This window comes from Pseudomonas sp. SJZ131, from assembly GCF_007828705.1.
GTDB classification, from domain to species: domain Bacteria; phylum Pseudomonadota; class Gammaproteobacteria; order Pseudomonadales; family Pseudomonadaceae; genus Aquipseudomonas; species Aquipseudomonas prosekii.
This window is the reverse complement of sequence record NZ_VIVC01000004.1, coordinates 234,845-252,901: the sequence shown is the minus strand read 5'-3', so window position 1 is coordinate 252,901 and position 18,057 is coordinate 234,845. Positions and strand designations below refer to the sequence as shown.

General features: G+C 54.4%; 25 protein-coding genes and 1 tRNA gene. 13 read left to right on the top strand and 13 right to left on the bottom strand.

The genetic code is table 11. From position 1 onward, the window contains the following. Nucleotides 1-64: 64 nt before the first annotated feature. The 7 genes from FBY12_RS19105 (at nucleotide 65) to FBY12_RS19075 (ending at nucleotide 5,598) form a co-directional block, all read left to right on the top strand. Nucleotides 65-838, top strand: a complete 774-nt coding sequence (locus FBY12_RS19105; protein ID WP_092274801.1) for an ABC transporter ATP-binding protein — start codon at nucleotides 65-67, stop codon at nucleotides 836-838. A gap of 13 nt (nucleotides 839-851) precedes the next feature. Continuing rightward, complete coding sequence (locus FBY12_RS19100; protein WP_145254967.1) at nucleotides 852-1,616, top strand: ABC transporter substrate-binding protein; 765 nt, start codon at nucleotides 852-854, stop codon at nucleotides 1,614-1,616. A gap of 77 nt (nucleotides 1,617-1,693) precedes the next feature. After that, the gene (locus tag FBY12_RS19095; RefSeq protein WP_121731642.1) at nucleotides 1,694-2,389 is read left to right on the top strand and encodes an ABC transporter permease; all 696 of its coding nucleotides are present in this window, start codon (nucleotides 1,694-1,696) and stop codon (nucleotides 2,387-2,389) included. Beyond that, nucleotides 2,386-3,075 carry an ABC transporter permease gene (locus FBY12_RS19090; protein ID WP_145254964.1) on the top strand — a complete coding sequence of 230 codons (690 nt, stop codon included), beginning with the start codon at nucleotides 2,386-2,388 and terminating at the stop codon, nucleotides 3,073-3,075. The genes FBY12_RS19095 and FBY12_RS19090 overlap by 4 nt, the downstream gene beginning before the upstream one ends. Further along, the gene (locus FBY12_RS19085) at nucleotides 3,056-4,288 is read left to right on the top strand and encodes a methyltransferase (RefSeq protein ID WP_145254961.1); all 1,233 of its coding nucleotides are present in this window, start codon (nucleotides 3,056-3,058) and stop codon (nucleotides 4,286-4,288) included. Before FBY12_RS19090 ends, FBY12_RS19085 begins: the two co-directional genes overlap by 20 nt. Before the next feature lie 332 nt (nucleotides 4,289-4,620). Beyond that, nucleotides 4,621-5,445: an FkbM family methyltransferase gene (locus tag FBY12_RS19080; RefSeq protein WP_145254958.1), complete on the top strand. Its 825-nt coding sequence runs from the start codon at nucleotides 4,621-4,623 to the stop codon at nucleotides 5,443-5,445. Between the two features lie 77 nt (nucleotides 5,446-5,522). Next, nucleotides 5,523-5,598, top strand: a tRNA-Thr gene (locus tag FBY12_RS19075). A gap of 179 nt (nucleotides 5,599-5,777) precedes the next feature. Here the strand turns inward: FBY12_RS19075 and FBY12_RS19070 are convergent. Next, the gene (locus FBY12_RS19070) at nucleotides 5,778-6,377 is read right to left on the bottom strand and encodes a BRCT domain-containing protein (protein ID WP_145254955.1); all 600 of its coding nucleotides are present in this window, start codon (nucleotides 6,375-6,377) and stop codon (nucleotides 5,778-5,780) included. Nucleotides 6,378-6,575: 198 nt separating this feature from the next. On the opposite strand from FBY12_RS19070, the gene FBY12_RS19065 reads away from it, so the two are divergent. From FBY12_RS19065 to FBY12_RS19050, 4 genes are all read left to right on the top strand, one after another. Next, the gene (locus FBY12_RS19065; protein ID WP_145254952.1) at nucleotides 6,576-7,910 is read left to right on the top strand and encodes a site-specific DNA-methyltransferase; all 1,335 of its coding nucleotides are present in this window, start codon (nucleotides 6,576-6,578) and stop codon (nucleotides 7,908-7,910) included. Between the two features lie 62 nt (nucleotides 7,911-7,972). After that, complete coding sequence (locus FBY12_RS19060) at nucleotides 7,973-9,115, top strand: DUF262 domain-containing protein (protein WP_145254948.1); 1,143 nt, start codon at nucleotides 7,973-7,975, stop codon at nucleotides 9,113-9,115. A gap of 3 nt (nucleotides 9,116-9,118) precedes the next feature. Beyond that, on the top strand, nucleotides 9,119-9,805 hold the full coding sequence (locus tag FBY12_RS19055) for an MAE_28990/MAE_18760 family HEPN-like nuclease (RefSeq protein WP_145254946.1): 687 nt from the start codon (nucleotides 9,119-9,121) through the stop codon (nucleotides 9,803-9,805). Between the two features lie 438 nt (nucleotides 9,806-10,243). Continuing rightward, a complete protein-coding gene (locus FBY12_RS19050) occupies nucleotides 10,244-10,564 on the top strand; it encodes a helix-turn-helix domain-containing protein (RefSeq protein ID WP_109503230.1) in 321 nt (106 codons plus the stop codon). A 125-nt stretch (nucleotides 10,565-10,689) separates the two neighbouring features. Here the strand turns inward: FBY12_RS19050 and FBY12_RS19045 are convergent, their stop codons facing one another. The 5 genes from FBY12_RS19045 to FBY12_RS28030 all read right to left on the bottom strand — a co-directional run bounded on the left by FBY12_RS19045 (nucleotide 10,690) and on the right by FBY12_RS28030 (nucleotide 13,255). Beyond that, a complete protein-coding gene (locus FBY12_RS19045; protein WP_145254943.1) occupies nucleotides 10,690-11,400 on the bottom strand; it encodes an SDR family NAD(P)-dependent oxidoreductase in 711 nt (236 codons plus the stop codon). Nucleotides 11,401-11,438: 38 nt separating this feature from the next. Then, complete coding sequence (locus FBY12_RS19040) at nucleotides 11,439-12,095, bottom strand: DsbA family oxidoreductase (protein WP_145254940.1); 657 nt, start codon at nucleotides 12,093-12,095, stop codon at nucleotides 11,439-11,441. Continuing rightward, nucleotides 12,092-12,313, bottom strand: a complete 222-nt coding sequence (locus FBY12_RS19035; RefSeq protein ID WP_145254937.1) for a 4-oxalocrotonate tautomerase family protein — start codon at nucleotides 12,311-12,313, stop codon at nucleotides 12,092-12,094. The genes FBY12_RS19040 and FBY12_RS19035 overlap by 4 nt, the downstream gene beginning before the upstream one ends. Before the next feature lie 374 nt (nucleotides 12,314-12,687). Then, nucleotides 12,688-12,972 carry a DNA-binding transcriptional regulator gene (locus FBY12_RS19030; RefSeq protein ID WP_178111776.1) on the bottom strand — a complete coding sequence of 95 codons (285 nt, stop codon included), beginning with the start codon at nucleotides 12,970-12,972 and terminating at the stop codon, nucleotides 12,688-12,690. Next, nucleotides 12,962-13,255: a transcriptional regulator gene (locus tag FBY12_RS28030; RefSeq protein ID WP_371927499.1), complete on the bottom strand. Its 294-nt coding sequence runs from the start codon at nucleotides 13,253-13,255 to the stop codon at nucleotides 12,962-12,964. Before FBY12_RS28030 ends, FBY12_RS19030 begins: the two co-directional genes overlap by 11 nt. Here FBY12_RS28030 and FBY12_RS27685 point away from each other — a divergent pair. Further along, on the top strand, nucleotides 13,208-13,348 hold the full coding sequence (locus FBY12_RS27685) for a hypothetical protein (RefSeq protein WP_178111775.1): 141 nt from the start codon (nucleotides 13,208-13,210) through the stop codon (nucleotides 13,346-13,348). The genes FBY12_RS28030 and FBY12_RS27685 overlap by 48 nt on opposite strands. Before the next feature lie 136 nt (nucleotides 13,349-13,484). On the opposite strand, the gene FBY12_RS19020 is transcribed toward FBY12_RS27685, so the two are convergent. From FBY12_RS19020 to FBY12_RS19005, 4 genes are all read right to left on the bottom strand, one after another. Continuing rightward, on the bottom strand, nucleotides 13,485-14,162 hold the full coding sequence (locus FBY12_RS19020) for an RES family NAD+ phosphorylase (protein WP_145254931.1): 678 nt from the start codon (nucleotides 14,160-14,162) through the stop codon (nucleotides 13,485-13,487). Further along, nucleotides 14,162-14,572 (bottom strand): MbcA/ParS/Xre antitoxin family protein, encoded by a 411-nt coding sequence (locus FBY12_RS19015; RefSeq protein ID WP_145254928.1) that lies wholly within the window; start codon nucleotides 14,570-14,572, stop codon nucleotides 14,162-14,164. The genes FBY12_RS19020 and FBY12_RS19015 overlap by 1 nt, the downstream gene beginning before the upstream one ends. Before the next feature lie 134 nt (nucleotides 14,573-14,706). Beyond that, on the bottom strand, nucleotides 14,707-15,021 hold the full coding sequence (locus FBY12_RS19010; RefSeq protein WP_121731653.1) for a type II toxin-antitoxin system YafQ family toxin: 315 nt from the start codon (nucleotides 15,019-15,021) through the stop codon (nucleotides 14,707-14,709). Next, nucleotides 14,987-15,277, bottom strand: a complete 291-nt coding sequence (locus FBY12_RS19005; protein ID WP_145254925.1) for a type II toxin-antitoxin system RelB/DinJ family antitoxin — start codon at nucleotides 15,275-15,277, stop codon at nucleotides 14,987-14,989. Before FBY12_RS19005 ends, FBY12_RS19010 begins: the two co-directional genes overlap by 35 nt. Nucleotides 15,278-15,765: 488 nt before the next feature. Between FBY12_RS19005 and FBY12_RS19000 the strand changes: the two genes are divergently transcribed. After that, nucleotides 15,766-16,692: a LysR family transcriptional regulator gene (locus FBY12_RS19000; protein ID WP_092274843.1), complete on the top strand. Its 927-nt coding sequence runs from the start codon at nucleotides 15,766-15,768 to the stop codon at nucleotides 16,690-16,692. On the opposite strand, the gene FBY12_RS18995 is transcribed toward FBY12_RS19000, so the two are convergent. The 3 genes from FBY12_RS18995 to FBY12_RS18985 are packed head-to-tail and all read right to left on the bottom strand — an operon-like array spanning nucleotide 16,603 to nucleotide 18,055. Next, complete coding sequence (locus tag FBY12_RS18995) at nucleotides 16,603-16,926, bottom strand: AzlD domain-containing protein (protein ID WP_092274846.1); 324 nt, start codon at nucleotides 16,924-16,926, stop codon at nucleotides 16,603-16,605. The two genes, FBY12_RS19000 and FBY12_RS18995, sit on opposite strands and share 90 nt — an antisense overlap. Then, nucleotides 16,905-17,621 (bottom strand): AzlC family ABC transporter permease, encoded by a 717-nt coding sequence (locus FBY12_RS18990; RefSeq protein ID WP_092274848.1) that lies wholly within the window; start codon nucleotides 17,619-17,621, stop codon nucleotides 16,905-16,907. The genes FBY12_RS18995 and FBY12_RS18990 overlap by 22 nt, the downstream gene beginning before the upstream one ends. Then, the gene (locus tag FBY12_RS18985) at nucleotides 17,618-18,055 is read right to left on the bottom strand and encodes a GNAT family N-acetyltransferase (RefSeq protein WP_178111784.1); all 438 of its coding nucleotides are present in this window, start codon (nucleotides 18,053-18,055) and stop codon (nucleotides 17,618-17,620) included. The genes FBY12_RS18990 and FBY12_RS18985 overlap by 4 nt, the downstream gene beginning before the upstream one ends. Between the last annotated feature and the right edge of the window lie 2 nt (nucleotides 18,056-18,057).

Genomic DNA, 18,057 nt, shown 5'->3' with positions numbered 1-18,057 from the left:
CTAGCTTGGCCGCCTCGTCAGGAATGCCGCCTGCAGCACAAGCGAAACACTATGAGGAACGCACATGGCTGAGGCCACGCCCGCGCTTGAAATCCGCAACTTGCACAAACGCTACGGACAGCTTGAGGTGCTCAAAGGCATCTCGCTGACCGCCCGCGACGGCGACGTGATCTCGATCCTGGGTTCCTCCGGTTCCGGCAAGTCCACGTTCCTGCGTTGCATCAACCTGCTGGAAAACCCGCATCAGGGGCAGATCCTGGTCGCCGGCGAAGAACTCAAGCTCAAAGCCGCGAAGAACGGCGAACTGGTTGCCGCCGACGGCAAACAGATCAATCGCCTGCGCAGCGAGATTGGTTTTGTGTTTCAAAACTTTAATCTGTGGCCGCACATGAGCGTGCTCGACAACATCATCGAAGCCCCGCGTCGCGTGCTCGGCATGAGCAAAGCCGAGGCCACCGAAGTCGCTGAAGCCTTGTTGGCGAAGGTGGGCATCGCCGACAAGCGCCACGCTTACCCGGCGCAATTGTCCGGCGGCCAGCAACAACGTGCCGCGATCGCGCGCACCTTGGCGATGCAGCCGAAGGTTATCCTGTTCGACGAACCGACCTCCGCGCTTGACCCGGAAATGGTCCAGGAAGTACTTAATGTCATCCGCGCGCTCGCCGAAGAAGGCCGCACCATGTTGCTCGTCACCCACGAAATGGGCTTTGCCCGTCAGGTGTCCAGCGAAGTGGTGTTCCTTCACCAAGGCCTTATAGAAGAGCAAGGATCGCCACAGCAGGTGTTCGACAACCCGCTTTCGGCGCGCTGCAAACAATTCATGTCCAGCAACCGCTAACGGAGCTACCCACATGCAGAACTACAAAAGAATCTTCCTGGCGGCTGCCGTCACCCTGGCGTTCAGCGCCGGTGCCGCCGCCGAGACCCTGAAGATGGGCATCGAAGCGGCCTACCCGCCGTTCAACAACAAAGATGCCAGTGGCAATGTCGTCGGCTTCGACAAAGAAATCGGCGACGCCCTGTGCGCCAAGATGAAAGTCGAATGCACCGTGGTCACCTCCGACTGGGACGGCATCATCCCGGCCCTGAACGCGAAGAAGTTCGACTTCCTGATCTCCTCGATGTCGATCACCGACGAGCGCAAGCAGGTAGTGGATTTCACCGACCCGTACTACTCGAACAAGCTGCAGTTCATCGCGCCGAAAAACGTCGACTTCAAAACCGACAAGGCCTCGCTGAAAGGCAAAGTGATCGGCGCACAACGCTCGACCTTGGCCGGTATCTGGCTGGATAAAGAGATTAATGAAGATGGTATGGAGAAAAACATCTCCATCAGTCTCTATGACACTCAGGAAAACGCCTACCTGGACCTGACTTCCGGCCGTCTGGACGGCATCCTGGCCGACAAGTACGCCAACTATGAATGGCTGAAAACCGAAGCCGGCCGCGCTTATGAATTCAAAGGCGACCCAGTGGAAGAAAGCGACAAGATCGGGATCGCTGTACGAAAAGGCGACACGATTCGCGCGAGGCTTAACCTTGCTCTGAAAGAAATCGTCGAAGACGGCACCTACAAAAAAATCAACGACAAGTACTTCCCGTTCAGCATCTATTGATCCTGACCTGCCTGACGGGCGCCGTTCGCTGACGGCGCCCGTCCTTGGCATTGCCTGCCGCGATTGAAAAGAAATCCATGATTATCGACCTCTACGGATTCGGCCCGGCGCTCGCCGCTGGCGCGCTGATGACTGTAAAACTGGCCCTCTCGGCCCTGTGTCTGGGACTGGTGCTCGGTCTGCTCGGCGCCTTGGCCAAAACCTCCCCACTCAAGCCGTTGCAATGGCTGGGCGGCACGTATTCGACATTGGTTCGCGGGATTCCGGAATTGCTCTGGGTGCTGCTGATCTACTTCGGCACGGTCAATTTTATGCGTGCCCTGGGCGAGTTTTTCGGCACGCCCGACCTCGCCCTCAACGCCTTCGCCGCCGGCGTGATCGCACTGGGGCTGTGCTTCGGCGCCTACGCCACGGAAGTGTTTCGCGGCGCGATTCTGGCGATCCCCAAAGGCCATCGAGAAGCCGGCGTGGCCCTTGGCCTGTCGAAATTTCGCATTTTCACCAAGCTGATCATGCCGCAGATGTGGCGCATCGCCCTGCCCGGCCTGGGCAACCTGTTCATGATCCTGATGAAAGACACCGCGCTGGTGTCCGTCATCGGCCTGGAAGAAATCATGCGTCACGCGCAAATCGGCGTGACTGTTTCCAAGCAGCCGTTCACCTTCTTTATGGTCGCCGCGCTGATGTACCTGGGGCTGACCATCGTGGCCATGACCGCCATGTACTTTCTGGAACGACGCGCCGCGCGCGGTTTCGCGAGGAGCGACTCATGAACTGGGAAGTCATCATCAAATGGCTGCCGAAACTGGCCCAGGGCGCGACGCTGACCCTGGAACTGGTGGCCATCGCCGTGATAGCCGGGTTGCTGCTGGCGATTCCGCTGGGCATCGCCCGCTCTTCACGGCGCTGGTACGTGCGGTCATTGCCCTACGCGTACATCTTCTTTTTCCGTGGCACGCCGTTGCTTGTTCAGCTGTTCCTCGTCTACTACGGCCTGGCGCAATTCGATGCGGTGCGTAACAGTTCACTGTGGCCATACCTGCGCGATCCGTTCTGGTGCGCCACCGCGACCATGACGTTGCACACCGCCGCTTACATCGCCGAGATTCTGCGCGGCGCGATCCAGGCGATTCCGCCGGGTGAAATCGAAGCCGCGCGGGCGCTGGGCATGTCCAGACCCAAAGCGCTGTTCTACATCATTCTGCCGCGCGCCGCGCGCATCGGCCTGCCGGCCTACAGCAACGAAGTGATTCTGATGCTCAAGGCCAGCGCCCTGGCCAGCACCGTGACCTTGCTGGAACTGACCGGCATGGCGCGCACGATCATTGCCCGGACCTATTTGCCGGTGGAAATCTTCTTCGCCGCCGGCATGTTCTACCTGGTGATGGCTTACGTGCTGGTGCGCGGCTTCAAGCTGCTGGAGCGTTGGCTGCGCGTCGATGCCTGCCAAGGACGCTGATTGTTCCTACGTGCTGACGGGCGAGGCCCTACTCGCCCGCTTCACCGCGCTGGATGCTTTCCTGATCGAGCATCAAGCGCTGTGGAAACCACGACCGTTCACCCATCTGCAGCTCCCTTGGGAAACGTCCTACCCTTCGTTGTCTTCCTGGCTACGTAGCCGGTCGCTGGAAGACGCGGAAACCAGTCACAACCAACCTTGTCTGCTGGATGCGCCGCAGCCGTTTGCTTCATTGGCGGCGTTGTCGCGTGAGCTGAGTTCAGTCGGCGCCTTGCCCACTCATGCGTTGGAAGCGGCTGGCCATCGATTGAACGTCGATGTGCCGGGGCGCAAATGGCAGCAGATCGAGGCGTTTGCCAGTTGCTTGTCGTTCGCCGCATCGCCGACCCATTGGCTGGATTGGTGTTCGGGCAAGGGCCATCTGGGGCGGCGCCTGCTGCAAACCGGGCAACAATTGACCTGCCTGGAATATGACCCTTCTTTGGTATTGAGCGGCCAGGCACTCAGCCAGCGCCATCAGTTGCGCGCGCTGCATGTCGAGCAAGATGTGCTCGCGGCAGATACGGCTTCCCTATTGACCGCCGAGCACACGCCGGTGGCGCTGCACGCGTGTGGCGATCTGCATGTGCGGCTGATGCAACTCGCCAGCGGCGCTGGCTGCAAGCAACTGGCCATCACACCTTGCTGTTACAACCGGATCAGTCTGACGGCGTATGAGGCGCTTTCCTCGGCAGGCTCGCGCTCTGGCCTACAGCTGTCACTCGAAGATCTCGCGTTACCGATGAGCGAAACCGTCACCGCCGGGGCACGCGTCCGACGTCAACGCGATACCTCCATGGCCCGACGCTTGGGTTTCGACGTACTGCAACGTCAACTGCGCGGCATCGACGAATACCTGCCAACGCCGTCGTTGCCCAGCGCCTGGCTGGATAAATCCTTCGCCGACTACTGCCATCATTTGGCCGCGTTGAAGCAGTTATCCACAATCGGCCCGCAAGATTGGCCCGCACTCGAAGCCGCCGGTTGGCAACGATTGGCCGAAGTGCGCAATCTTGAGCTGCTGCGAGGCCTTTTCCGGCGACCGCTGGAGCTATGGCTGGTACTGGATCGAGCACTTTTCCTCGCCGAGCAGGGTTACCGCATTCGGCTCGGCACCTTCTGCGAAACCCCGCTCACACCGCGAAATTTCCTGCTACTGGCCGAACGTTCTTAAACAGCGCCAGCCTGTGGATAACTCTGTTGATTAAATTATCGTGGATCCAATAAATCCGCTGTTTCGCGACTGAAACAGAACTGTTCATTTTTCGTACATATAAATAAAAAACCCTAAAAACAGGGATTTGCGAACAAATGAGAACGAGTCCACAAACGCGCCTCTCGTCACTCATAACAACTGTCGCGTTGTGCATAAGCACCCAATGCAAACGACATAACCGCCGATTCCCGGACACTATCAGCGGAAAATTGCGCCGCGCATCCGCCCTTGTTATACAAGGTGCCAAGGGTGCCGCCAGCGCAGCCAGGAACAACTGACAGGACGCCACTGTGACCTTCATTTCCTACGCCCAGAATTTCGAAGACATTCGCCTGTGGCGCGCCCTCAAACAGTTCGAAAACGGCTTCTACATCGACATCGGCGCGAACGACCCTACCCACGACTCCGTGACCAAAGCCTTCTACGATCGCGGCTGGACCGGCATCAACGTCGAACCGATGCAAGCCTATTACGACGCCCTGCGCCAACAACGCCCCAACGACAGCAACCTGCAATGCGTGGCCAGCGACAGCGCCGACGATCTCACCCTCTTTGGCATTCCCGGCACCGGCCTCTCCACCGTCGACCCGGCCACCGCCGAGGAACGCACCGCGCTGGGCATGGACGTGCACCGCCAAACGGTCAAGGCCCGCACCCTAAGCTCGATCTGCGAGCAATACGCGCGAAACCGCGCCATCCACTTCCTCAAAATCGACGTCGAGGGCCACGAAGAAACCGTCCTGCGCGGCATGGACTTCGCCACTTGGCGCCCGTGGATCATCCTCATCGAAACCCCATGGGCGCGCGACCACACCTGGGAACACCTCGTCACCGACGCCGGCTACCAAGCGATCCTGTTCGACGGCATTAACACCTGGTTTCTGGCCGACGAACACCTCGACCTCAAACCCGCCTTCGACATCCCACCGTGCAACCTCGACAACTTTCAACTGTGCCGCGGCCACGCCTTCAGCCACCCTGTGAGCGACGTCGACCAGCAACTCGCCGCCGCGCTGCAACGCGCCGAACACGCCGAAGCGCAGCTGCGCGCCATGCAAAATAGCCGCACTTGGCAGGCCCTGCACAAACTCAAGAAAACCCTCCTGCGCACCTGACCAGACACCCGCGCAAAAATAGTCTGAATTCAGGGGTTTACAGAAGCATTCCAATCGCTATAATCGTCGCCCAACACGCCGGTATAGCTCAGTTGGTAGAGCAACTGACTTGTAATCAGTAGGTCCCGGGTTCGACTCCTGGTGCCGGCACCATACAAAACGAAGCCCCTGCAGAAATGCAGGGGCTTTGTTGTTTCTGGAGTGCCCACATTCCGCCCAAACTCCGAAACTCGTGGGAGCGAGCTTGCTCGCGATGAGGCCGCCAAACCCTTCGGCGATCCGCTGGTCAAGTTGAATGGCGGCCTAATCCAAACCCAAACGACGAAGCAATCTCAACAAAACAGCATTTTTTGCCAATGATCCTCACCCACAATGGCAATTGAAGCGCCAGCCTCCCGCAACTCCACTGCCTTCATGATCTTCGTTCCATAAGTACTGTGGCGCCACTGCTCATTACCCACGCTACCAACCACCAAGTAATGCACCTTCTTACTCACACCGCCCCCAATCAAACCGCCTCTTTCTTCGACCAGCTTCTGACAATCCTTGCGCGGCCCAAACGCCATAACGCCGGTAAAGACAAACATCCGGCCGTCCCACACCAAATCAGGGATTGGTGAATTGAAAGGAAGATCCGTAGGAGCAATGGCAACAGCACCGCCGACCTTCGGTCTTTCGATGCCCATCCCAGAAAAACCACGCAGGATGTTAAGCAGCTCCAAAGACTCATCTATGTCTAGAACATTGTCCTGAAGCATGGACGCCAAACGCGAATACAGCAGATTGATCACCGGATCGTTCAGATGCGCGAGATTGTTTTCCAACCACTGCTTTAGAAAAACCGCTTCTGTGATGTTAACGATACCGTCGGCAGTAATTCCCGCGGCCAACCCCACCAAGGCATCGGCGGCGCTACGAATGATCCGTAACATCGGTAGCTCGAAGCTTGGGGAAACCGTGAGTCTTGGTCATGCGACCATGGCAATTAGGCTCCATCCCGACTGACAGTCCTATGTGGAAATCCTGCACTGTGTGGCGTAAGATCAAAAATTGCGGATCCCAGACACAAGGCCCATCACTGCTACTTAATCTGGTCAATGCCCCACCTTGCACATGAAGAGTCGTATCCCATGCAACTCCACTCGACCTCCATCGACAGCATAGCGATATCGAACCCTAAACTTTATAAAGATCCCAAGTCATCGAAAGAGTCAAGGATATTTCCGTACTACGCGGGATACTCCAGCGAGTTCTCAAATAATTTGCTTGCAACACTCGGATTGAGCCAAAACTCCATTATTTTCGACCCTTGGAATGGAAGCGGAACGACCACACGCTCGGCATTTACTAATGGCTTTGATTCTATTGGCTTTGACTTAAACCCTTCTATGGTTTTGGTTGCTAAAGCACGATTACTGTCGCCGCTTGAGCACCCCTGCCTAGTTGCAATAGCGAAATCGCTAGTTGAACAAGCACGCATCCCTACTACTTCGTGCAATGGCAGTACGAGCGATCCATACGATCCGCTATTAAAATGGTTCGCAGCGTGTAGCGCGATACCTATTCGAAACTTAGAGTCAAAAATCAATAACTTACTTGTTTCAAATAACGCATATGTGAAATTAGATAACAATCTGGCCATGGATTTAGTTTCCCCGCTAGCCGCTTTTTTCTACGTGTCGCTGTTCCGGACTGTGAGAAAACTGCTTATCGACTTCATTCCCTCCAACCCAACATGGGTAAAACATCCGAAAACAAAGCTTAATCGTAAGCGTACTTCGCCGGATTCTATCTTCACGGCTTTTATAGAAGAAGTCAAAATTTTGATTTCCCGGGAAAGCTCTTTCGAAGCCACCTCCAGAGATTCGGAATCGAGCATTAAGCTTCAGATAGGTAACGCGGAAAATATTACACTGCATGACAGTTCAGTTGACGCAATCATATCCTCACCACCATATTGCACTAGAATTGACTATGCCGTATCCACTACTATCGAATTAGCAGTCATTAGATGTGGACAAACGGAATTCGACCTACTACGCAGAGGCCTTACAGGCACCTCAACTGTCGAACGAACTGCAACCCCCGTTGATGCCAAATGGGGAGCGACATGCGTTAACTTCCTAGACGCCCTATATAGTCATCCTTCTAAAGCGTCGAAAGGATACTACTTCAAAAATCACTTACAGTATTTCGCTTCTTTATCGCGTTCGCTCAGCGAAATATCCAGAGTTTTGAAACCTGGAAAGCTCTGTTTCTTGGTTTCACAAGACTCCTATTATAAGGAAGTCCATAATGATGTCCCAACGATAACATCTGAAATGGCAAACGCGTTCGGATTAGAAATTGTCCGCCGCGAAGACTTTAAAACATCACGCTCCATGGTTGGAGTGAATCTTAAATCAAAAAAATACCTTAATAGTAGAAGTACAACTGAAAGCGTGCTGTGCTTTCAAAACAATTAATGCATTAATATTATTTTTATGAAGCTCGTCATCCAATTACTGCAGTTAAAGAGAGGAAGAAGATGGACGATTCAAACATTGCAGACAATGATATTGTTGACATGGAACCAGAAGGAGAAGGGCTTTCAGGCTTCGAAAAAAAATATAAAGCTCAGATGCGGCAGATTGTCACCCAAAAACTTGATATTCCTATTTCCACCCTACCTTCAATGCTTGCTGACAACATTAAAATCAATCCTGAATTCCAACGCCGTGATCGTTGGGATGAGGAACGTCAATCACGCTTGATTGAATCACTGCTAATGAACGTCCCGATTCCACCAGTGTTTTTGGGAGAGGACGATTACGGGTTTTATGTCGTTTTAGATGGTAGACAGCGGCTTACAGCAATACAAAATTTTTTAGACAATACGTTAGCCTTAAAAGGGTTGGTCGTCTGGGATGACTTAAATGGACTTCGATTCAATGACCTCGTCAAAAGAGGATTGGACAAACATCTCACGAGACGCTTTCTGTCAGCTATTGCCCTACTTAATGAATCCTCATCAGCCATTAAATATGACGTCTTCGACCGCCTAAATACAGGTGGTGTCAAAGCTAACGAGATGGAAGTTAGGAATGCTATTTTTAGGGGGCCGTTCACTGACGCTTTACATAAGCTTTCACGACATCCAGAGTTCTGTAAAGCATGGGAAATTCCTGTTGACGCAATTGAAGCTCAATCGAATCCTATCTATCAAAAAATGATTGATCTTTCGATTGTTTTACGATTTTTCGCACTATCTGATCCTGATAAAATGGATACCACATTTAAGGACTTCCTTGGTGAGTTCATGGAAGATCGTAATAAGCTTTACATTGCAGATCCGAACCTAGCGGCAAAAGATGCAGAACGCTTCGAACGCGCAGTATTGAACAGCGTTACTGTTTTCGGAACCAACTCTTTCAGAAACCCCTCAAAGATGATGAAAGGCCCTCCATCTCTTCCTATTGCAGAAGCAATAATGATTGGCCTCTCAGATTATGACCCTTCCTTAATCACTGAAGAAATAGCCAAAAATATAAAGGCCGATTTTTCAAAGCTATGCAATGACGCAGAGTTCCTTAAATCCATATCGAGTGGCACAAATGGAAAAGGCGCAATTAAAACAAGAATCAATAAAGCAAGAGCGATGTTCAGCTCGCACTTAACTAAGAAAGCATGAGTTATGACTAACTGCTTTGTTGCTACAGATGAGTTTTTATCTTCTTTAGACACCATTGAGACAGTTGCCCAATCGCTCTCATCTCCAGCGGCTCTGAAACCTAGCCAACTTGCCAGCACAAACGCAATTAGCTGCTCTATTATCGTATTGCTGTCCGGTTATTTTGAAAGCTACTTAAAGAATATTATCAAAGAGCATATTGAGTCAATCAATGACCTAAACAAGCCACTAACTATAATACCGCTAAACATGCAGTTAAAACACTATTCTGGAGGAGCAGACGCTTTAGTTTCAGCGAGTAAAAAAGACAAAAAACTAAAATCAACATCCATATCCCAAGACCTCACTAGACGGCTTGGTTCGCTTGACCAGTCTAAATACTATCTTGCTTGGGAATCTTTTGCCAATACAAAGTCCAACCCCGGAGCTGAGACAATATCGATGCTGTTTTCCGGGCTTGAGATTGAAAAAGGATGGAACTTGATAAACGACTTGAATAAATCTCACGGTCGGCTCGATATGTTTTTAACATCCTTCATCGAGATGCGAAATGTCTGTGCTCATACAGGGCGCCATCAGACACCGCCTTCCGGCGCCGACTTATTAGATTATATCGATAAGTTTAGAACGCTAGGTGGATGTATAGACATGGCGATTGGCGTCCGCCTTGCGGAGTTCTCTCAACCATAAGAACCCACTACAAAAGTTTAAAAAGGTTGTTTTTAGATAGTACGTGAGCTAAAAAAAATAAACTATTAACTCACCTCGTGTTAGCAGGTTTTTCGACTCCCGTTGCCGCGCCATACAAAACGAAGCACCCCTAAGAATACAGAGCCTCGTTGTTTCTGGATTTTGGTAAAAGATTCGCCATTACCGTTAAGGCATGATCACTGTTGTCATCAAGCTCCCCTTATACCCCCACTGCGCGCGTGCATGAGAATAATATCCACCGACAAACCATCCAAGATTTTATATCCAAACAGGTATAGCCTCTTTGCCGCGAAATTAGTTAAGCGATTCGGTAGTGAAACCATTGCGATGGGTGGGCAGTAGTAAGAAGGACCTCTGGGATATGCCCGAAGACGTACAGGTGAAAGACGCGGAAGCACATGCAAAGGGATCAAAAAAATGATCGAGATTGAAGAAAGTAGCGGTAACGTTTATGCCGACCTTGGCCGCACTGACGCGAAGGAGATGCTGGTCAAAGCTCAGTTGGCCAGCAAGATCGGCGAGATTATCAAAGCCCGGCATCTCACTCAGGTCCAGGCTGCTGAGCTTCTGGCGTTGCCGCAGCCCAAAGTATCCGAGATGCTGCGCGGGAAGTTCAGAGGCATCAGTGAGGCGAAGATGATGGACTGTTTATCCCGATTGGGCCGCGACGTTCAAATTGTGGTGAAAGCGGCACCCCGCTCTCGCCGGGAAGGGCGTGTTGAAGTTGTGTTTGCTTAGACGAGCACGAACGACAGTAAAACTGTGTTGCAGGAATTTTTACCCCGTTGCGCGCATCTTTTCGAAAAAGAAGCCCTCGTAGAACTACGAGGGCTTCGCTGTTTCCGACATCTGTAAATCAGCCCTCAGTGCCCCGCACTCTGCCCGCCATCAACATGCAAAATCTCCCCTGTGACAAATTTCGCGCTGTCGAGATACACGATCGCCTGAGTAATATCGTGCACTTCCCCCATATGCCCAACCGGGTGCAGTGCGCCCAACGCGGCGTGTGTTTCTTCACCATGCATCGGTGTTTTGATGATCCCGGGCGAAACTGCATTCACCCGAATCCCACGCTTGGCGTATTCAATCGCAAGGGACTTGGTCGCCGCATTCAAGCCACCCTTGGTCAACGACGCTAACACCGACGGCACGCCATCGATCGCGTGGTCCACCAAACTAGTGGTGATGTTGACGACATGCCCGCTGCCCTGTTTTTCCATCTCGGCAATTGCAAGTTGGGTGATGTAGAAGAAGCCATTCAAGTTCACCGACAGCACGGCGGCGTAGTCTTCCTGGGTGTAAGCGGTGAACGGTTTGGCGACGAAGATTCCGGCGTTGTTGACCAGTGTGTCGATGCGGCCGAAGCGCTCGATGGCTTCGCGGATTACGCGCTGGGCGACGGCGGGGTCGCCAATGTCGCCGGCTACCGTGTGAATGTCCGGGTCGGTGGACGGTTTGATCGAACGCGAGGTGGCGACCACCTGGTAATCGAGTTCACGGAATGCCTTGACCATTCCTGCGCCCAGACCTTGCGACGCACCGGTGATAACGATGACTTTTCTCGAATTGCTCATGATGAACCTCAACTAATAAATGATGGTTTGAAGATTGATCAGGCTTCAGCAGGCGCCTGCGCCATTTGCCGCAACATCTGTTCGTAGTACTCGACTGATTGCGAACCGGAGACCAAGTGACGACCGTTCAACACCATGGCCGGGACCGAGTTGATTCCGCGTTGGCGATAGAACGCTTCAAGTTCACGCACTTCGCTGGCGAATGCGCTGGACGCCAATACTTCCCGCGCGGCTTGCGCATCCAGTCCAACTTCTGCCGCCAGTCGAACCAGTGTTTCGCGATCACTCGGGTTCTGGCCGTCGCTGAAGTAAGCGCGCATCAAGGCTCGCTTGAGTGCAACTTGCCGTCCTTGCTGCAATGCCCATAACAGCAATCGATGGGCATCAAAGGTGTTGTAGAAGTGGCTGCGTTTCTCCAGGTCGAACTTGAAACCGATGGCCTTGCCGCGAGCGATCTGCAGCGCTTTGCCGGCCGCGACGTCTTCGGCAGTGCGCCCGTACTTGCGCATCAAGTGCTGGACCGCGTGCTCGCCTTCGGCCGGCATGTCCGGGTTCAACTCGAACGGCTTGTAGGTCAACTCCACCGCAACTTCGCCAGCCACGTTTTCGATCGCTTGCTCCAAGGCCGTCGCGCCCAACGCGCACCACGGGCAGACCACGTCGGAGATGAAGTCGATGGCGACGGACGCAGTCATGACTTGCCCTGCGCGTCGGCCAGTTGTTTTCGGTACTGAGTGGTGGTCATCCCGGCGTAACCCCAGTTATCGGTGTCGACTTCCTCGATCACGATGTGGGTCAGGTGCGGGTCCTTGTTGAGGACGCGCTGCAGGGTTGCAGTGATTTCGGCGATCACCTGAGCTTTCTGCTCGGAGGTAACGCCATCGCGGGTGATGCGCACGCTTACGAAAGGCATGAGGAAATCTCCAGTGGCCAGCCCTTCGGGATGATGGGTAGGCGTTGGAGATGAATGTAGGGGGTTGGGTCAGGGGGATAAAGGTGGGGGCGGGTACTTCATTAGTTACTTGGTGTAATGAGTATCGGGGCTGGGTAGTGCGTATTCACAGGCGGATGAAGAGAGCAAGATTCAGTAACACAACCACCACTTGGCCACGATTGCGCATCCCCTGCCCCGCGTCTATTTTCAACCGCCGCTGCCAATTCAGCGACCGGGCCTGAGAACTCGAATCGATGTAGAAATCAATCTGAGGTCTCAATATGCATGCCCGTCTTGTGTCCTAGAGGACAGATCTATTTCGTTTCATTCAAAAGATCTGTCCTCTGCTAATCCTAGAATGCCTGCAGGTCACGTAACGCCTCAGGATGCTGACTCGCAACCCGCAGCAGCGTTTGCGCCGCTCCCGTCGGCTGGCGACGCCCTTGCTCCCAATCCTGCAACGTCCGCAAACTAACTCCAATCAGCTTCGCAAATGCACTCTGGGAAACCCCCACTTTGGCACGCGCTTCGGCAGCCGCTGACAACGGCACTTCTGTCACACGGGCCGCTTTGCCGGCCTTCATTTGACGTACAGAATCCAGCAAGTCCTGCTGGAACTGCTCCAGTTCATTGATCATCGCTGATTTCCTCCTTCAGTTGCTTGAGGAAGGCTACGGGTAAATTGTCGAATTTCGCCTTGGTGTAGGCGATCAGCAACCAGATACAGCCTTCTGAAAGCGTGTTGTAGTAAATGACACGCGTACCACCTCGCTTACCCATCCCGCTACGGGACCAACGCACCTTGCGCAGGCCTCCGGTACCGGGAACCACATCGCCAACCAACGGATTAGCCGCCAGCCAGGTAATGAATTCATGACGTTCGCCATCGTCCCAGATGGACTCAGCATAGCGCTTGAAAATTTCGGTTTCGATATGAGCAAAGCGATCATTGATGACGTGGTGAAGGTGCTCGAAGCGCCGGGGAATAATCGCGGCGCTGACGTCGTTTCGTAAATCTTTCTGCCCGCATGAAAAAGCCCCGAACTGATCGGGGCTCTTTTACACAGCGCTAAATAAAAGATTTGTTTCATAAAAACGATTATCGAACCACCCGCTCCTCCCCTGCCCACAACTATCTCGCCGATAAAACTCAAACCTCACTCACCTCAAACACAAACGAAATCCTCCGGCTGCTCGCACTCCACACATACCTAATGTGCTTCCCTTGCTTCGGAATCGATACCGCCGGCGGGCGAAACGCTGCAACACATTCATGCCCCGGCAAGCGCACGCTGTTGTACAGCAACCCCCAGGAGAGGGTTTCGCGCAGTTGGCGGGCGAAGGCCTGCGACGGTCCATAAGCGCTGGTATCCGGATCATGCAGCTGCGGGTAGTTCTGGCGAATGTCGTGTAACGGTTTCACCACTTTGTTGACGTAAGTGCGCATGGTCAACTCAAGGTCCGGCTCGTTGGTGGCGGCGAGAAACCGTTCCTGGTGGTAGCTCGTTTCAGCAATCGCCGCAGCCTGGCTGCTCGCGGCGTAGTAAACGCCGAAGGTGCCGTCGGTGAAGCGGCTGCTTTTGCCGATGTGGGTGAACGCGGCCATGACCGGCGTGGAGCCGGGGCCGGAGATTCGGTCTTCGGGACGAACGCGCGACAGCACGCCGGCCTCTTCCATCAATCGATCGTTGGTCAGCGCTTCGAGGGCGTAGGCCGTGGGCAGGTCTTCGGGATCGAGCACGTCTTCGAACAAGGAGATCGGCGGGAAGCAGCTGTTGACGATCCGATAGGCCCGCGGCCACTGCGGCTCGAGCAGTTCCGGCGCCATCAACCGCGCACTCCGTCGAGGTAGCGGCGCACGTCAGCGATGTCGACGACGCGGCCCACCAGCATGTAATCCAGCGCGGTTTGGCCATTGAACGGCGCGGCGGTATTCGGGCTGCTGACCCATTTGTAAACGCGCTCGCGGCTGTTGCTGAAGATGATGCTCAACGCCTTGTGAATGCCCATGAGATAGGAAATACGCTCGAGCGTGTCACGGGGCAACCGCACATTCGGCGGCAGGTGTTTGTACTTGTAGAACGTGGTATTGCCGACTTTGCCCAGCAACGTGCGCTGCTGCTCGGCGCTGCAGCCCCAGCGCTCCATGAGATTGAAGAAGAACTTGAGCGCAACACGGCCGGCGTCGGCAGTGTCGAGTTGTTGTTCCGGGGTTTGGGCTGTGGAGGAGGTAGGCATTTGATGGGCCTGTTTTTGGAATATCGTGAACTGAGACTAGTACAGAAACGGATGATTATGTTGATTTAATTCAGAAGCGAACGATAAAGCAGCTTTCGACTGCTTCTTTCAGCAAATAACCGTATCTGCGACTTTTATCGGAACAATTCGGAGTGGCTTCCAAGATCCACGAACGTAATCAAATCGGTACGCGTAACCTCATAGATCAACAAGAAGTCACCACCAATGTGACATTCTCGGAATCCCAGCCAATCGCCAGTCAAAGCGTGATCCAAGTACTCCGCTGGCAGTTGCACGCCCAGGAATAGCATCACCATTACCTGGCAAACCTCGTTCATGTCTCGACGCCCAGCTCGCTTGTAACGCTCCCACGATTTCTTGAATTCCGACGTCTGAGCGCACTGTTTCGGCAATTCAGCGCGTTTTTCCTTTTTCTCCGGTTTCGCCATCAGCGTCCCTCAGCATGTCGTCTATAGAGCCGAAACGCTGGCGAATCTCCCGCGCCTCCGTCATGGCACGGGCAGTCTTCTCAGACGGAACGCGCACTTCAAACGGAAGGCCTTGAGTCGCTACAACCTGACGAAGGAAGAGACGCATGGCGTCACTGATGCTCAAGCCGCATGCGCTTAACACCTCTGTGGCACGCATCTTCAAATCCTCTTCAATTCGGCAGCGTACATCAGTGGTTTTCAATAATGCTGCCATCGCTATAACCTCATTGTTAATTTGTAGCTACATTGGCGCTACCTCGGCATTGTGATCGGGTGCCTAATTTTCAGTCAATGGCAAATTGATAAGCGGGCTACGACCGGCCTAATTAAAGATCCTTGGCGACCGAATAATATTTCCTGACTATTACAGCCGCCAATGCAGGCGAGGGGTATCAGCCAAATCCCAACCTTCCCGTCGCCCCTTCCGAGACCACTGCGGGAAAAATCCCTGCCCGCTGTAGCCTTACCGCCTGCCCCTAAACCCAAAAACCTCCCGCACACCCAACACATTATTTGACCCCAATCACCCCCACCCCACCAAAAACCCCGATCCTGTGTAAGCCTCCAGCCATCGGCTGCGGAATCAATTCGCTACTAAACCCGCGACAACTATGCTCAGGTGCAGGAATATAGCCGGCACAGGCGCCGGATCGGTCGCAAGGTACACAACAATTGCCAGCCCACTTTAGAGGGCATTACCCCATGGATAGCAGAACCTTACGCAACCTTATGCGCATCGTGCAGACCGGCTCGTTGTCGGCGGCGGCGGAGCATTCCTGCCTGACCGTGCAGGCGTTGGCCGCACAGTTGAACAAGGTCGAAGAGCAGTTTGGTTTTCGCCTGTTTCGACGTTCCAACAAGGGTTTGACCCTGACGGCGCAGGGCACCGAGCTCACGCCGTACATGGACAAAGTCCTGGTGGCGACGCGGCAGATGGAAGAGAAAGTCGCGGCGTTGAAAGCGCCGGGGCAGCGCACGTTGAAGGTGGCGTTGAACACCACGCTGTCGGAAGACTTCAACCGGCGCATGATCGGACGCCTGTTCGAGGTGTTTCCTGACCATCAGTTGGAGTTTTCCTACGCCGAGTCGATGGAAAACCTCAGCAAGTTGAAGAATGAAGACTTTGACCTGGCGGTGCTGATCGGTCCGCAAAAACCAGGCATGCCGAGCATTTTGTTGCCGGATGTGCAGGTTCAAGTGGTCGGCGCGCATTGCGGTCAGGAGAACGATCCGCTGGTGTTGCTGGGGGACAAGTTTCAGGTTCGTCCTGCAGACGATTGTCCGTATTCCCACAGCTTTTTGCGTTTTCTCGACGCCGGGCTCGGCAATAACGAGTCTGGCCAACGGATGATTTATTCGTGCAGCGAAACCCTGACGCTGTCGTTGATCCCGCAAATGGACGGCATCGGCATGGTTTCGCGCACCGCCGCGCAAAAAAATGGCCTGACTATTTTCCCAGGTTTCGAGGATTACCTCGAAGTGCGTCTGGCGGTGAATAACCCTGAGTTGTCCAGCCAGGCGTTGAGCGATGTGGTCGATTTACGCCTGCATGAACGCGCCGAGCGCAATGTACGCAGCCGTCCCAACCGCCACACTGAGAAAGAGGTTTTTGCTGAAATACGCACATAACAACGTCGGAATTGCCGCATAGAATTCCGGGCGATCGAGCTGCACATGCTGGTCCTTGATCAACAAGGGCGTGACGCTGATGGCAGCGACGATCGCCACCGGCAGATATTCCAGCGCGCGGGCAACGAACGGCGGCCAATGCTCGGTGTTGATTTGCAGCGGCAACGCGCGCGGCAGGAAGGTCACGGCCATCATCAACACGACGACCAGAATCAGGAACGTTTGGTCAGGCATACGCCCACCCCGCAGCCAACAAATGTGGCGATAAACACGTTAAACGGCGAGCTGCCGACCAGGCTCAGCGCGCCCATGCACACCACCGCGGCCGCTGCGGCAATCAGCTTGTTGCGGGTATTGCACAGCGAAACCAGCACATACAGCATCATCGCGGTCAAGGCGTAATCGAGTTGGTACTTGATCAAGTGCGCCGCGTACTGCGCGCAGATCGCCCCGAGCAAACCGCCGAGCACCCAGGAAGTGTGACAAAACAAGTTGAAACCGATCAGGTAACGCACGTTTACTGGTGCGCCGCTGCCCAGTTTCACGCTGTGAAAAGCGAACGATTCATCGGTCAGGCCACCGGCGTAACACCAGCGTTCAAATCGGCTGAGGCCCAATGCGCGCAGGGCTTTCGCCATATAGACCGACATCAGCATGTGCCGCGCGTTGATCAAAAACGTGGTGAGAATGATCGTGGTCAGCGAGGCGCCGCTGGTGATCAGCGCCAACGCCGCGAACTGCGAAGCGCCCGCGTACACAAACAGACACATAGCCACCGGCAGCCACACCGGCAACCCGGCGTTGACCGCCATCAAACCAAACACGAACGACACCGTGAAGTAACCGGCCACTACCGGGCTGGCTTCTGCAAAGGTGCGCGATGGCTGTGGCTCGACCATCAGCGGCGGGCTGCTGGACGTCTCATTCATAGGTCCCTCTCAAAGGTCGTTTCGCCACGCGGCTCGCAAAAACCCTGGGCAGTCCAAAAACGCTTGCCGGCAAGGTTAGCATCGTCGACGAACAGGAACATCCGCAGCACGCCCACGCGTTTCATGTCTGCCGACGCCGCTTCAACCAACCGTTGACCCACGCCTTGCGCGCGGTACAGCGGGCTCACGGCCAAGTGATTGATGGTGCCGCGACTGCCGAGCATGCCGCCGAGCACCGCGCCGACCACTTCACCCTTCAGGTCGAGCGCGAGGTACGCGGTGGTGGTTTTCTGCATCAACACACCGCGCAAACATTTGGCGTCCTGCCAGTCGCAAAACGACACTTCGTCGAACTGCCGAAAAAAGCGCTCCAAACGCAGCGCATCTTTGGCGTTCGCGCGCCACAGCATCACCGATGCCGAGGCGCCATCCATGG

Coding starts and splice junctions, on each gene's coding strand:
- FBY12_RS19085 (WP_145254961.1), top strand. CDS start 3,056: ATGCCTGCCAAGGACGCTGATTGTTCCTACGTGCTGACGGGCGAGGCC.
- FBY12_RS19030 (WP_178111776.1), bottom strand. CDS start 12,972: ATGATCAATGAACTGGAGCAGTTCCAGCAGGACTTGCTGGATTCTGTA.
- FBY12_RS18995 (WP_092274846.1), bottom strand. CDS start 16,926: ATGCCTGACCAAACGTTCCTGATTCTGGTCGTCGTGTTGATGATGGCC.
- FBY12_RS18985 (WP_178111784.1), bottom strand. CDS start 18,055: ATGGATGGCGCCTCGGCATCGGTGATGCTGTGGCGCGCGAACGCCAAA.
- FBY12_RS19005 (WP_145254925.1), bottom strand. CDS start 15,277: ATGGCAGCATTATTGAAAACCACTGATGTACGCTGCCGAATTGAAGAG.
- FBY12_RS19070 (WP_145254955.1), bottom strand. CDS start 6,377: ATGTTACGGATCATTCGTAGCGCCGCCGATGCCTTGGTGGGGTTGGCC.
- FBY12_RS19010 (WP_121731653.1), bottom strand. CDS start 15,021: ATGGCGAAACCGGAGAAAAAGGAAAAACGCGCTGAATTGCCGAAACAG.
- FBY12_RS19000 (WP_092274843.1), top strand. CDS start 15,766: ATGGATAGCAGAACCTTACGCAACCTTATGCGCATCGTGCAGACCGGC.
- FBY12_RS19095 (WP_121731642.1), top strand. CDS start 1,694: ATGATTATCGACCTCTACGGATTCGGCCCGGCGCTCGCCGCTGGCGCG.
- FBY12_RS19105 (WP_092274801.1), top strand. CDS start 65: ATGGCTGAGGCCACGCCCGCGCTTGAAATCCGCAACTTGCACAAACGC.
- FBY12_RS19035 (WP_145254937.1), bottom strand. CDS start 12,313: ATGCCTTTCGTAAGCGTGCGCATCACCCGCGATGGCGTTACCTCCGAG.
- FBY12_RS27685 (WP_178111775.1), top strand. CDS start 13,208: ATGACGTTCGCCATCGTCCCAGATGGACTCAGCATAGCGCTTGAAAAT.
- FBY12_RS19055 (WP_145254946.1), top strand. CDS start 9,119: ATGACTAACTGCTTTGTTGCTACAGATGAGTTTTTATCTTCTTTAGAC.
- FBY12_RS19065 (WP_145254952.1), top strand. CDS start 6,576: ATGCAACTCCACTCGACCTCCATCGACAGCATAGCGATATCGAACCCT.
- FBY12_RS19090 (WP_145254964.1), top strand. CDS start 2,386: ATGAACTGGGAAGTCATCATCAAATGGCTGCCGAAACTGGCCCAGGGC.
- FBY12_RS19020 (WP_145254931.1), bottom strand. CDS start 14,162: ATGGCGCCGGAACTGCTCGAGCCGCAGTGGCCGCGGGCCTATCGGATC.
- FBY12_RS19060 (WP_145254948.1), top strand. CDS start 7,973: ATGGACGATTCAAACATTGCAGACAATGATATTGTTGACATGGAACCA.
- FBY12_RS19015 (WP_145254928.1), bottom strand. CDS start 14,572: ATGCCTACCTCCTCCACAGCCCAAACCCCGGAACAACAACTCGACACT.
- FBY12_RS18990 (WP_092274848.1), bottom strand. CDS start 17,621: ATGAATGAGACGTCCAGCAGCCCGCCGCTGATGGTCGAGCCACAGCCA.
- FBY12_RS19050 (WP_109503230.1), top strand. CDS start 10,244: ATGATCGAGATTGAAGAAAGTAGCGGTAACGTTTATGCCGACCTTGGC.
- FBY12_RS19040 (WP_145254940.1), bottom strand. CDS start 12,095: ATGACTGCGTCCGTCGCCATCGACTTCATCTCCGACGTGGTCTGCCCG.
- FBY12_RS19045 (WP_145254943.1), bottom strand. CDS start 11,400: ATGAGCAATTCGAGAAAAGTCATCGTTATCACCGGTGCGTCGCAAGGT.
- FBY12_RS19100 (WP_145254967.1), top strand. CDS start 852: ATGCAGAACTACAAAAGAATCTTCCTGGCGGCTGCCGTCACCCTGGCG.